Below are 13306 nucleotides of genomic sequence, written 5' to 3'. Positions count from 1 at the left end.
TAATAAGTATTTATTAGTATATTAATTACTTATTTTAATATCCTCTTATTAAATTCACATTGTCTTTTTTGAAATTACACTTTATAATAAAAAATCAATCAATCCCCAGCTTATCTTTCAATAAGTCTAATTTTTCAGCATCCATACTAAGCTTGCCTAAATACAAGGCATTAATAATTACTATTATCTCTTTATTTGTGAGAAAATATCTTTCTTCTTAAAAAATGATTTTCAAAACTGTTAAAAGAGGTGGGGAAAATTTCTCTTTACTATACTTGTCAATATCCTGAGCATATTCTCGCATTTCTTTTGGCAAATTCTCTTTAATTTTTTTGGACTATCTAAAGCTAATCGTAATTTAATAAAATAGAAAAGATTATTTAAATCAATTTGCTAATACCATTCAGTATATAAACTTAAAGATAAAACTATCCTTGAAAGTTCTTTTGGAATATTAGAATTAACCATATCTTGACAAAGCTAATAAGAATATTTTTAATGCCGCTTTATTTTATCTAACAAGTCTTTTTATAAGACCTTAATTCTCTTTTATTAAGTTGGCTATTACTATAATGACACCTTTAATCATCCCTTAAAAGGAACATAAAATTCTTCTCTTGCCAGGCTGTAGCATCTATCCAGAAACTTTATTAATTCCTTGCCGCAGCTCTATGTCTCTCATCTATTGCCTTGCAATAACCTATTGGGGGGGCTTTAACATTAAATGTAAAAACCCGCTCTAATGGGCTTGTATATCCATTTCTTATTAAATAGTCAATAGAACTACGCATCTTTTTTCCTTTTAACGCCATCTCCTCGATAAGAAATCCGTACGGCTTCGACTATTCTTTTATCATCTCCATAAAATCAATAAACTTTAAAAACCATTATTCAAAATTTTATATTCTTTATTTAAAAATTGATACTCCTACTTAAAAGTATAGTTATTAATTTTTAAAAACACAAATATTGGAAATGATAATATTTGGAATACAAATACTATATCATAAAATAAGCCTTAATGGGGAGTTTTTAGTGTTAAGCTTACCAAAATAGAAAATACAAAAAAGGTTTGAGGCTATATACGGTCTCAAACCTTTTTGTTTTATCCTTTAATCATTTATAAATCTATATAATAAACTATCTCATATATAAAGAAATAGACATTACCCTTGCAAGATCTCTTGCGCCTTGAGCTACTTTAACAACATTGGAAATAGCCTTTGCAACATCTTTTTTTGCTACTACTTGATCCTTATTTGATGGATTTAAACCATTAACGATGTTGAGAACTTTTTGAGCCTCTTGAGCTGTTTCATCTAAAGCCCTTTCAGAAGCCATTAGGGTTTCTTTAACTTGTTCTACTTTAGCAAATTCTTCTTTTGTCAATTCCAATTCCTTATTATTTGGAGATTTATTTGACATTATTTGCTTCTCTATTAAAACCATTGCTTCACCTGCAATAGAAACAGCTTTTTGGGTTTCTTGAGCAGCCTTCTTAGACATTTCGACAACCTTATTTGAATCCTCAGCAACCATTCCTGAAAACTTTGCTATAATAGTTGCTTCTTGTGATACAACGACAGCGCCTTTGGCAACATCTGAGATTAAAGACATTGAACCTATAAACTTTTTAACCGTACTAACATCATTTGATTCTACCAACTCAAGAGATGATTCTCTAACCTCTTCTAATTTATTAGAAACATCTTCTGTAACCTTGTTAATAGTATCTAAAGCTTTATTAACCTGATCTTTTTGATCTAATTTTTTGTTATCATTTTGATCTGAGTGTTCTAAAACATCGGATTGAGATTGAATAACTTTTACATTATTAGAATCTGCAAAAACATTTAAATTTAAAAATCCAAACAATAATCCATTAATTATTAAATTACTAAATATTTTAATCATTGTTAATTCTCCTTATTTAAACTATTTTATTCTTAATATTTTAAAACATAACTAAATTAGAATCAATATATATATTTGTATTAATGCATTTAATTAACTTTTTTAATTAAAACATCCTACAAAAACAAGAGGTTAAACAAGACTTATACCGATTAAATTTTACATTAAAATGGGGAGAACGGTGTTATTTTATAATAGTTAGATTTATTATTACAAAATAACACATGAAAAGTATAATGCATATCATAAGCAAAAACAAAGCTAATAATAAAAATTATTAAATTAATACAACTTAGAAAGTACAATATCAATATGCTAACAAATTTAAAAACCAAGCGAAACGTTTTAAGTAGCTTTTTTTAAAAAAATATTTTAAATAGTTAATTTATTATCTTTTATTTTAAATGGATAAAACAATCATTGAAAATGAAACAAACTGAAATATACTTACAATAGTAATGGCAAGCTTATTAAATGAGATTAATTAACTTTTTTAAAGTATTTTTAAAGGATTAAGTTTTGAGAAAACCCACAATTTATAAAATATTAACATTATATAAAATAATTTTACTAGCCTCTTGTTCTTTTTATTCTAAATCAAACAACCCAGAAGAAATCGCAAATGAATTACAATCAAATCCCATTCCCGTAATTGAGAAAGAAAATGCTAAAAATATTCAAATCTTACAGAAAAACCAGCTCCTCAGCATTGAAAAGGAAGCGGCAATTAAAAACTTTACACAAAGATTAAATGAAAATGAAAAATTAATTAATAAAATAGAACCATATATAACAATATATGCTCCAAAAATAAATAAAGACATTCAAAAAATTGAACCTATTGATTGCTTTGGAATAAATAAAAACTTATTCCCAGAAAACACTAAAGAAAATTTTCTTAACCTAGACTTAAAAGATAGCCAAATTAGAAGATTATTTTTTTCATCTCTGGATTATGATGAGAATAAAATCAAAAAATTAATCTCAATACTAGCAGAAACATCAAGCTCAAATGGCTACCATTATACTGTTATTGGCTTAGTTTTTTGGAAAGGATTCAAAACTCAAGAATCATTTGAAAAAGCTGTCAATCATTTAAATAAAAATAATCAAAAGCGCTTAATGCTAAACTTTGAAACAAAAAAAGTAAAAGATATCCAAGAAAAATTTGAAAAACTACTTCAACATAGAAATGGGTGGATAAAAATTGTCGATGACATTATTAATGAATATAACAATAGTTTAAAAAACAAACATGATAAAATATACCGAATAATTTTAGGAGAAAAAATAAGGCTTGGATACGAACATAAATTAAACGCAGATGAAAGTATGCAAATTGCACATAAGATTGAAAGGCTACTACAAGACTGTTGTGACCACATACACTACTAATTAATAGTGTATGTGTGTATTAAAAGGAGTAAATATTACAAAACTAAAAACCTAAAAATAAACAATAAAATTTAATCTTTTAATACAAACTAAATAAAATTTAACTTAAGGAGAATATTTTGGCAAAAACTAAATTAAATGCAATTCTTGCTGTAAAAACAAGCTTAATTTACCTCTTATGCGAACTTGCTGATAAAATCTATCCTTACCTAAACAATAAAACTAATCCAAAAGGAAACAACCAAAATTTTTTAAATGAATCTCAAGATCTAAACACTTCAAAGAAAGAAGCTCAAAAAGAGCAAAAAAATATAGAAATAGCCAAAATTGCTGCTGCAAAACTTGATTTTCTAGACACTTTTAAAGCAAACCCTTATCTTCTTTATTTAAAAGAAGATCAAATAAGCATAATAAAAAGAATAATTTACTCATCTTTAAATTACGAAACAGATAAAATAAATACATTAAAAGAAATTCTTAAAAAATTTTGCCAATATGTTGACCATAAAAGAAAACCCTTACTTATATATTTTCTTCATAACACAGCATTTTTTGCTCAAAAAGAAATAGAAAATTATTTAAAATTAATACAAAATGGATTACACACTCTAAAACAAAATAAGTTTGAATTGCTATATGGAGTTTTAAAAACTTACTTAATCTTAAAAAAAGAATTTGCAAAAAAATTAAACAAAGCTATTGAATCTTGTAATCAAAACATTCAAAACAATAATTGCCAACTAGCAAAACGCTTATATAGAAATTACATAGACTTTACTATTGTTAAAAACTATCTAGAACATCTAACATAACTTAACAAAAAAAATACATAGCACTTGATATTTTTTTAAAGAGAAGAGTTATCTTCTCTTTTTTTTTGCCTTACTTAAATCAAAGTCCGCAATAAAAACAACAATCTCTTTATTTTTATTAAAGTTTTAATTTTAAATATTACAAAACAAAACAAAACAAAACAGAAATTTTGTCAAATAATACAAAATGATACTAATATTATTTGACAAATAAAATAATATCGTTGTATTATTAATTTATAATTAATATTAATAGATATTAAAATTAATATAATAAGGATATTATTTTGATAAAAACTAAACTAAAACCGATTAAAACAAATATTATTAAAATGATATTAACTTTAATCTGCATCTCATGCGCTGTTAACAATATCGATCCAAGACGCAAAAACAACACCAAGCAAAAAGTAAAAAAACAAAATATTGAAAAAAAATATCAAGACCTCAGACATTCAACAAATGATGATCAAGATATCGAATATTCAGCAGAAGATGATCAGAATATCGAATATCTTACAAAAGATGGTCTATATCTTGGATATTTAGAAACAGATAATATAGAAGATATAAACTTAAAATTAGAAACAATCCCTAAGAAAATAGAAGAAGAAAAAGAAAAAGAAGATATAGAAATAGCTAAAATTGCTGATGCGGGATTTGATTTTATAAATTCTTCTACGGTTAAGCCTTTTGATACTCTTACAGAAGAGGATCAAATGAAATTGAAAAGAATATTTTACTCATCTTTAAATTACGAAACAGACAAAATAAATACATTAAAAGAAATTACTGGAAAAATTACAAAAAATCTTAAAACCAGGAAGACAGTTATAAAATTTTTCTTTCTGACAGCACGGAGGATTCAATGGCTTATAGAAGATATAAAATCATTACAAGCTAAAGCAAAAAAAGATGAATTACGCACTCCAAACAAAGAGCTAGCCGCAAGGCTACTAATACAATTAGAAAGTAGATTAAAGGTAAAACAAAAATATAAGAAAATTTTAAATAACACTATTAGGGCTTACAATCAAGACTTAGGCGGCATTAAAACCAATAAGGAAAAACTATTAAAACACATAAATGAAAATTATAAAGAATTTGATTATATGTAGATTACCTATTAATAAAACAAAAAAAATTTAATACGTTGCACTTAATGTTTTTCAAAAGAGAAGAATTAACTTCTCTTTTTTTTTTATGCACTTAATTTAAATTCAAGCCAAAAACAATAATGTCTTTTTATTTTTATTAAAGTTTAAATTTAAACTTTAAATAATTTGATATACATTTGTAATATGTACTAAGAATTATTTTGTATTGCATTATTACATTTTTATAAAAGGAGAATATTTTGAAAAAAAATGATTTAATATTAACTAATATTGTCATTGCAACACTTCTTTTGTGTTCTTGTAGTTTGTTTCAAGGACCAATAACACAAAGAATATCAACAAAAATAAAAAGATTTAAAGAAGAAGTAGAAGAATACAAAGACCAAGCTGAAGACTCTGATCAGTTTGGAATGAAATATTCGGTTTTTAATACAGATACGACTGTCCTTAAGCTTTCAAAGCTCAGCTCAGACTCAAAAAAAGAGGAAAGGTTACTATTTTACTCTTCCTTGGATTACAATAAAGAAAGAATTGTAAGCTTCGGGAAAATACTCACACAACTTTACAAACAAAAAGAACACCATAAGCTAATTGAAGAAGTTGTAAAGGTAGGATATTTCAACATTCAAAAAAGCCTTGAAGAGATAATTTTAAAAATATCTGATGATAAAGATGAATTAAAAAGACTAGGCAAAGAAAACCTAAAAACTCTTGAGACTGCAATAAAAGAACTTTTTGAAATAAAACAAAATTGGATCGAAAAGATAGATGAGATTATTCTCGAATACAACGAAAATTTAAAAAAAATTAAAGAAGATGTTGAAAGTCTAGCAGAACACATTAGATATAAAATTAAACCGGAAAAATATGACACAACAGATGCAATTGCAAAAATAAAAGAAATATTAAATCCTAATTATAATTTACCAAACTTAACAATACCTGGGAGTCAAAATTAAATATGCTAAGACTTAAGCATTTTGATTTTATATACATTTAAAATCAAACAATATAATACTTTTTTTTAAAAGGAGAATACTTTGAAAAAATACAAAATAAAGTTTATTAAACTGGCAATAACATTACTTTTGTGTTCATGTAATTTACTTGACTCAAATCAAAAAATTACCCATAAAATAGAAAAAATAATAAAACCTATAGTAGAAAAAATAGAAAGCGACAAAAAAGAAAATGAATTAGGCCTTGGTAAGATAGAAAATATTTTTGTTTTTGTTAGAAAAAAAGATGAACTCTCCAAAGAGTACAAAAGACAATTTTATTCATCTCTTGAGTACAATAAAATAAGAATTAAAAACATATTAGAAATTTTAAATAAAGCTTTAGAAATGGAAAAGAATTCAACACGATGGTTTGAACTTTTAAAGTTAATTGGGTCAATAATCGACAGGGGGTCAATTTTTATTCAAAATCCACTAGAAATTGCTATTCTTGACATATATAAAAGAAAAGACGATCTTATTGATTTTCATAACAAAAAAAAATTAAAAGAGATTAAAGATAAAATAAACAAAATTCTGAGCATGAAGCAACAATGGATTAAAAATATAGACAAAATTATTATTACTTACAATGATGATGAAAATCTTCAAAACAATATTCAAGAATTAGAAGCTTATCTGAAAAAAACCTATGAAAATACATTAAAGCCGGACTCAAATGAAATTTACGATTTAATGATAGAAATTGGAAGGGATTTGCAAGAAGACTTATGAGCAGGCTGCAAAAAAAGAGCAAAAATCTTTTGCTCTTTTTTTATTTATATGTATTAATTATTTCTCAATTTGAACTATCTTTTTATTAATTAGTAATTAATTTTAATTATTAAAATTTATTAAAAAGAAATAAAGGAATAATATCTTGAAAATTAAACCATTAATAAATTTAAAATGCATAGCCTTGTTTTTATTCTCTTGCACGGTTGAGGCCAACCTAGACGAAGATTATAAAAATAAAGTGGCAGAACTTCTAAATAGCACAACAAATGATCAAGCAGAACTAAGTATTAACACAAATTCAAATGCTGCTAAAAATCAAACAAACACCAATAAAGTGGCAAATTCAGCGGGCGTGCAAAAACAAGCACAATCAATAAAAAATAAAGGATTGCAAAACCTCCCGCAACAAAAAGTTGATCTGGCTAATCTAGCCAATCTGCCTAAATCAAAAAATCCGGTTACTCCGATTGCTCCGGTTAATACGGCTACATCAAGTAAAAACACACAAATAAAAGTAGTAATGCCGCCAAAACAAATAGCATCTACACGAACGGTTAAACCTGTGTCTAGGAAGACAACAAAAACTCATAGCAAAAGAATTAATATTCCCCGAAAACATGCCCTTTATTCTGGGAATAGTCAACCAATAAGCCAGACAAGCTTTAGCGACTTACAAAGCAACAATTTTTCTGCAAATTACAGACAAGCTCAACCAAGCGCTGTCCAAACATTTTCCGGTGATATTAGATTTCAAACGATAAAAAATGACTTTCTTGTAAGAATTTCTGAGGAAAAAAACAAAACACACAACAACGGATTTAGAGAAACTTACGATCAGTTTAAAATGAAAGATTCTGCATTTACTCTATTAGATGTTATTTCAAATGCTCAAGTTTTTGATCGAAGTTACGCACCAAAACTTAGCTCTTACGCACCAGAAGCAGAAAGCAATAGACATAAATTCTATGCGATGATGAATTTTGATCAATCTAAAATCACACAATTTGGATCAATGATGGAAATCCTTTTTCAGGAGGATAAAAATCACAACCTAATCAGATCATTAATAAGATCAGGACTTGGAATACAAATACCTTTAGACTTTGCAATAGAAGAAATAGAGAAAAAAACTGAAACCTTTTTCCAAGAATACTTAAGAAGTGGAACTAATGGCCTTGATTTTAGCAATAAGATCCAAGATCTTGAATCAAAACTAAATTCGATACTAAATAAAAAAAACGAATGGTTTAAACAAGTTGACGCCCTTATTAGCAATGTGCAACATAATTCAAATCTAAAAGATCCCCAATCTTTAGCGCAATATATTGAGGCTAAATATTTAGATAAAATGAAAGATATTCGTCAGTTTGTTCTTAACACATACATTGACATAACAAATTTCAAATAGTTTATTTAAAATAAGAAAACAAACTATTTTACAAAAATTTTAAAAAAAGAAAAGGTCAGACCTTTTCTTTTTTTTATTGTTCAATTTAAAATTTGAACTAAATTTAAATAATTAAGTATTATTTTTAAATAATTAAAATTACTTAAAATTTTTATTAAAGGATTAAATTTTGAATGCGGAAAAATTATCAATATTTATAACATTGGCAATAATAACATTTTTCTCTTGTAAGCTACACTATGAAGATAATCAGAGCAAATTAGCAAGTTTTACAGAAACAACATACGATGAATTAAATTCTCAGCAAACTACAAAAAAACAAGAACATCAAAGATCAACAAAAGACTTAAAAAGCCCAAAAGAGCAAAAAGACATAGTTTGCAAGCTTTTTGAAATCCTAAAAAGAGAAATGGCAATAATAAAAAAAGACAAACTTCAAAAAGAAATACCTAGTCAATTTGGACTAAAAAATAGCATGTTTGAAATAATCAATGTTTACAAAACAAACTTTCAAACTGGAGCAAAACTCAGAGAAAAAATGAACTCAAACTTAATAGACGCTCAAAGAATGAGAAGGCAATTTTATTCATCATTAAGCTACAACACTACTGACATTTTTAATTTATCAGAGATTGTAAACAAGCTTTACAAGAACCCAAAAACTCACGAAACAATAAAAAAAATGTTGGGGGGCGGGGGTATGCAAATTCAACAAAGATTTGAAGTTGCGCTTGAAAATTTAGCAATTAATATGAAGAGATTAAAAGAAAATACTTTTAATAAAAAAACTTTAGAAGAAATTTACACAACAATTGTTGATTTACTTAAAATAAAAAAAGAATGGCTAAATACAATAGAAAGATTAATTGTAAGTTCAAACGCTACTTTAGAGCTGCAAAACAATATAGAAAAGCTTAATGACCATATTCAAAAGACATACAAAGACAAGATTGCTTCTCTTTGCTTTAAATCTGAACAAGCATTAACTTACTTAGACACATTATTTAAACTTAATAATAATTAAAAAATTTATCTAAAAATAAAACCTTAAACCTAAAGGGGAGCTTTTGCTCTCTTTTTTTTTGAATTTTATTTTGTACAATAACAATTTTGAATTAAAGTTATTAATTAGGTAATTAAAATTTTTAATTAAAAATTAATTACTTAAAATTTTTATTGAAGGATACTATTTTGAAAAATAATAAATTATTTGCAATATTTTTATTGCATATATTAAGTGCGCTAATTTTGCTTTCTTGCTCGCTAGAAGTTACCAATGACGATGATGAAAAGGAAAAAAATGAAAAGGCAAATATAAAAATAACTAAAAAAGAAAATAAATCATCAAAGATTAAAAAAATGTCTAAAAGCAGTAAGCATAAAAACTCAAAAGCGAACAATCTGCCTGCTGGGGTTCCTGCTGCTGTTAGTAAGTTAAAAAATCAACATAATGCTAATAATTCAAAGCAAATAATAGATCCTGAGGCTCAAGAGTTAATAAGGAAAATATTAGAAAGAGCTGCGAATATTAATCAAATAATCGACTTTGATTCTAACAGGAACGAACCTGATGACCAATTTGGAATGAAAAAAGACGTATTTAGTAAAATATTTTTCAGTTCAAATGCAACAGTAACTCTTGACAAAAACGAATATCTAGCTGAAAGAAGAATGATTTACACATCTTTAAAGTTTCAAAAAGCCGCAATTTCGGGTATTGGAAAAATTTTATCAAAACTCAGCCAAGATTCAAACTACCTAGACTTAGCTAAAGCAATACTTATAAACAGAGGCTTTAGCATCCAATTAACAATAGAAAAAACCAACTTTAAAATATGGAATGTAAAAGACAAGATACAACAACTAAACAAATCTAACTTAAAAGCACTCTACTATGATTTTAACAAACTTATACAATTTAAAGAAAATTGGATAAAAGATGTAGATGACATGATTACTGAATACAATAATAATCCTGAACTAAAAACTAACATTGCAAGATTAAATGACTACTTAAATTCAAAAAATCCAAAAGCCCTATTAATAAACATACATAATGTAATTTTAAATTTAAAAAATAAAATCACCAATATTCTTGCCCCAATTCAGTAATATTGGTTTGATATTGATATCCACAAAGAAAAAGGCCCTACTGGTCTTTTTCTTTTTTTTTTTAAATAAATTGCTAGAATTGAATTCTTGATTAATTAAAGGTAAAGCTTATTACTTTTTAATTGACTTCATAGGTTGTTTAGTTGATTTCATAGGTTGTTTAGTTGATTTCATAGACTTGTCTGGCATTGGAGCTGTAACTTTTGAATCCTCGTCAATAACATTTTCCATCTCATCTGAGATTGTTGTAGTTTCGCAAGCAATAAATAATATTGCACTCAAAAACATAGCATACATTAATTTTGTCATTATTTAATTCTCCTTATTTAAAATTTATATTATATTAAAATATAATTTTAAAATAATCAATATTAATTAGTTTTTTATTTTAAATAAAAAATATTATAAAACGATTTAGAAACTATTGATAAAATCTGTATAAAATGATATTCTATGTAAATAAATTTGGACTGGGGAATAATTAAATTACTTATATGCAAACAACTTTGAGTATCTTAAAAAAGAATCTAAGCTATTTAAATATTACAAGAGATAAATATGAATGCTATTAAAAATCTAATTTACAAAAGTGAATATACAAAGCCTTTAAACCCTATTTTTTGTACACAATTTTACATTAGAACTTATAACATAGATTCAAATGCAACAATTGAAATAAAATCAGAAGCACAATATTTAGACCAATACGACAAAATTACACTAACAAAAGGTAAGCTAAAATCAATAAGCATACTGGCTCACAAAAATAGTATGGATAAAAGGGGTTTAAAAAACCTGCTTAAATTAAAAAACCATAAAGATTTTATTTATCTTTATGAAAATAATTACATAAGATGTTGTTTAAATTTTGAAGATAAATATAAAAGGGAAATCAATTTAATGCCTTTGTTTCATTACCACAGTCTATTAAGCATAAACAAAGCAATCCTAAACAAAGATAAATCCGGTGATTTGCAATTTGGAAGCTCATTTTACGTATCAACCAACTACAGTTGGAAGTATCTAAGCTTTAGCAAATTTCAAAAAAGCTTAAACAAAGTTAAACTTATTTACTCTCCTTATTCTAATAAAAAATATTACATTAAAATCAGTCAAAACATTTACAATACGCTAAAAATACTAACCAATGCTTTAAAATTAAAAGAATTCATAAAATAGTTTTAAAAAACTAAATTTATCAAACACTTCCCACACACGTTTCAAAGAGGCTCTCTACTGCGAGTCCTCTTTGTATAAATTTAAATAAACATAAAAATTCATCTTCTAAAATATGAACTATACTTTAAAAATATTTATAATTCTATTATCAAAACAGTAGCGTATTAAGAAATAGAAATATACTACTTTTTAACTACCTCCAAAGAAGTTCTTTTATTTTATTAGAGAACTTCTTTTTATAAAGATCAATACCTAATCTTTTTTTTAAAAATTAATCTAATAAAACTTAAAAATTGATTATTAATAATTTGTTAATAATTATATAATGAGTATGTAAAGGATAATGAGCAATAACTGGGGAAAAAGGTTATTTTAATATCACTAGGAATTTTAATCTTATTCTGCAGTCTGTTTACACATAAAAAAGAAAAAACTACAAAACAACAAACCGTAGAAGACATAGCCTAAAAAACCCAATCTCTAAAGTATCAATTAAAAAAGTAGAAATAAGACAATCAAATCAAAACCCAACAAGCATCGAAAATTACTACAAACAAAATTATCCAATTCAAACATTCACTATTAATTTTAGCATCAACAGAGAAAATGAATTCCAACAAGAAGAAGATAAAATCTTATCTACAAAAGGACAAGTAGCGTCTTTGAGCATCTTAATAAATAAAAAATTGTTAGACTCAAAAAACTTGGTAAAGCCAACTTTTAAAAAACTTAAAGAGATAAAAAATATTGAAAATCTTTTCCAAAATCAAGAACTATTTTTTGTTTTGAACCTTAAAAACAAAAATAATAACAATGTTATTAACATCATGCTCAATCCTCCAAACGACATCTTTAAACCTAAAGATTATGTTTTACTAGACATTAAAGATATAATTAAAAAAGGTATAAGTCGGGGGTACTTAAATCCTATTTATAGATTTTAAATAAAAAATAAAAAAGATTACCATTCAATAGATTACAACAAAGTGTCCATTAACGAAAAAAGCATAGAATTAGAACTGTTGCCTCACAATCAAATCTTTAAAATGAATAAAAATTTTATTAAACTCTTAGAAATAATAACAAACATAAACAGTCTAAAATCAATAATTCAAAAAGAATATATCTGAGATATATTAAGCTTGTAATTATACATCATTTAATTGATTAATTAAATTAAATGATGTATAATTACAACTAAATTGCCCAGGTTAAAGGAATGATTAAATGGTTAAAAAATTAATACTTATTTCGTTTTTAGTATTTATAATATCTTGTAGCGCAATTGGTCGCGGGGTTTTAATAGATTATCTTCTTAAGAATGCAGCAAAAAACTTGCAAAAAGAAGAAAAAGAAGAAAAAAATAAAAATTCACACCCAAACTCCAAAGTCAAAGAAAAAGTTAATAACGATCATGAAGAAAACGAAGAAGATGATGATGATGATGATGAAGATGAAGAAGAGTTTGATTAGGGGCAGTAAAATCTTTTTAATATCTTGTCTTGAAAAGATTTTACTATATTGATATTTAAAATATTAAACTTACATTTAAATATATTAATATATTCAAAGGAACATCGAATATCACCCGATGTTCTCCTTTATTGCTAAATCTGAAAATTTTAAAGGATG

At 25.6% G+C, this 13306-nt stretch carries 14 protein-coding genes; 11 read left to right on the top strand and 3 right to left on the bottom strand.

Going from position 1 to position 13306, the window contains the following annotated elements:
- Positions 1-650: 650 nt before the first annotated feature.
- Both QIA31_RS00530 and QIA31_RS00525 read right to left on the bottom strand, forming a co-directional pair.
- Complete coding sequence (locus QIA31_RS00530; RefSeq protein ID WP_301385289.1) at positions 651-791, bottom strand: hypothetical protein; 141 nt, start codon at positions 789-791, stop codon at positions 651-653.
- A 349-nt stretch (positions 792-1140) separates the two neighbouring features.
- The gene (locus tag QIA31_RS00525) at positions 1141-1914 is read right to left on the bottom strand and encodes an OMS28 family porin (RefSeq protein ID WP_301385287.1); all 774 of its coding nucleotides are present in this window, start codon (positions 1912-1914) and stop codon (positions 1141-1143) included.
- Positions 1915-2433: 519 nt separating this feature from the next.
- Here QIA31_RS00525 and QIA31_RS00520 point away from each other — a divergent pair.
- The 8 genes from QIA31_RS00520 to QIA31_RS00485 all read left to right on the top strand — a co-directional run bounded on the left by QIA31_RS00520 (position 2434) and on the right by QIA31_RS00485 (position 10495).
- Positions 2434-3309: a complement regulator-acquiring protein gene (locus QIA31_RS00520; protein WP_301393652.1), complete on the top strand. Its 876-nt coding sequence runs from the start codon at positions 2434-2436 to the stop codon at positions 3307-3309.
- 119 nt (positions 3310-3428) lie between these two features.
- A complete protein-coding gene (locus tag QIA31_RS00515; RefSeq protein WP_301393650.1) occupies positions 3429-4121 on the top strand; it encodes a complement regulator-acquiring protein in 693 nt (230 codons plus the stop codon).
- A gap of 287 nt (positions 4122-4408) precedes the next feature.
- On the top strand, positions 4409-5239 hold the full coding sequence (locus QIA31_RS00510; protein ID WP_301393648.1) for a complement regulator-acquiring protein: 831 nt from the start codon (positions 4409-4411) through the stop codon (positions 5237-5239).
- Between the two features lie 239 nt (positions 5240-5478).
- Complete coding sequence (locus QIA31_RS00505; RefSeq protein ID WP_301393646.1) at positions 5479-6198, top strand: complement regulator-acquiring protein; 720 nt, start codon at positions 5479-5481, stop codon at positions 6196-6198.
- Between the two features lie 81 nt (positions 6199-6279).
- A complete protein-coding gene (locus QIA31_RS00500; protein ID WP_301393644.1) occupies positions 6280-6972 on the top strand; it encodes a complement regulator-acquiring protein in 693 nt (230 codons plus the stop codon).
- A gap of 145 nt (positions 6973-7117) precedes the next feature.
- Positions 7118-8383, top strand: coding sequence for a complement regulator-acquiring protein (locus QIA31_RS00495; RefSeq protein WP_301393642.1), 1266 nt, complete (start codon positions 7118-7120; stop codon positions 8381-8383).
- A 169-nt stretch (positions 8384-8552) separates the two neighbouring features.
- Positions 8553-9407, top strand: a complete 855-nt coding sequence (locus QIA31_RS00490) for a complement regulator-acquiring protein (protein WP_301393639.1) — start codon at positions 8553-8555, stop codon at positions 9405-9407.
- A 167-nt stretch (positions 9408-9574) separates the two neighbouring features.
- Positions 9575-10495: a complement regulator-acquiring protein gene (locus QIA31_RS00485; RefSeq protein WP_301393636.1), complete on the top strand. Its 921-nt coding sequence runs from the start codon at positions 9575-9577 to the stop codon at positions 10493-10495.
- A 111-nt stretch (positions 10496-10606) separates the two neighbouring features.
- Here QIA31_RS00485 and QIA31_RS00480 read toward each other — a convergent pair whose 3' ends face one another.
- Positions 10607-10804: an Lp6.6 family lipoprotein gene (locus tag QIA31_RS00480; protein ID WP_301393634.1), complete on the bottom strand. Its 198-nt coding sequence runs from the start codon at positions 10802-10804 to the stop codon at positions 10607-10609.
- Between the two features lie 249 nt (positions 10805-11053).
- Here QIA31_RS00480 and QIA31_RS00475 point away from each other — a divergent pair, with 249 nt between their 5' ends.
- The 3 genes from QIA31_RS00475 (at position 11054) to QIA31_RS00465 (ending at position 13147) form a co-directional block, all read left to right on the top strand.
- The gene (locus QIA31_RS00475; protein ID WP_301385274.1) at positions 11054-11674 is read left to right on the top strand and encodes a hypothetical protein; all 621 of its coding nucleotides are present in this window, start codon (positions 11054-11056) and stop codon (positions 11672-11674) included.
- Positions 11675-12336: 662 nt separating this feature from the next.
- Positions 12337-12618 carry a hypothetical protein gene (locus QIA31_RS00470; protein ID WP_301393631.1) on the top strand — a complete coding sequence of 94 codons (282 nt, stop codon included), beginning with the start codon at positions 12337-12339 and terminating at the stop codon, positions 12616-12618.
- A 283-nt stretch (positions 12619-12901) separates the two neighbouring features.
- On the top strand, positions 12902-13147 hold the full coding sequence (locus QIA31_RS00465) for a hypothetical protein (protein WP_301393627.1): 246 nt from the start codon (positions 12902-12904) through the stop codon (positions 13145-13147).
- Positions 13148-13306: the final 159 nt, after the last annotated feature.

It is taken from the genome of [Borrelia] turdi, from assembly GCF_030439285.2.
Classification (GTDB): Bacteria; Spirochaetota; Spirochaetia; order Borreliales; family Borreliaceae; genus Borreliella; species Borreliella turdi.
Note: the sequence above shows the minus strand (reverse complement) of the source record. Positions and strands in the feature narration are given on the sequence as shown.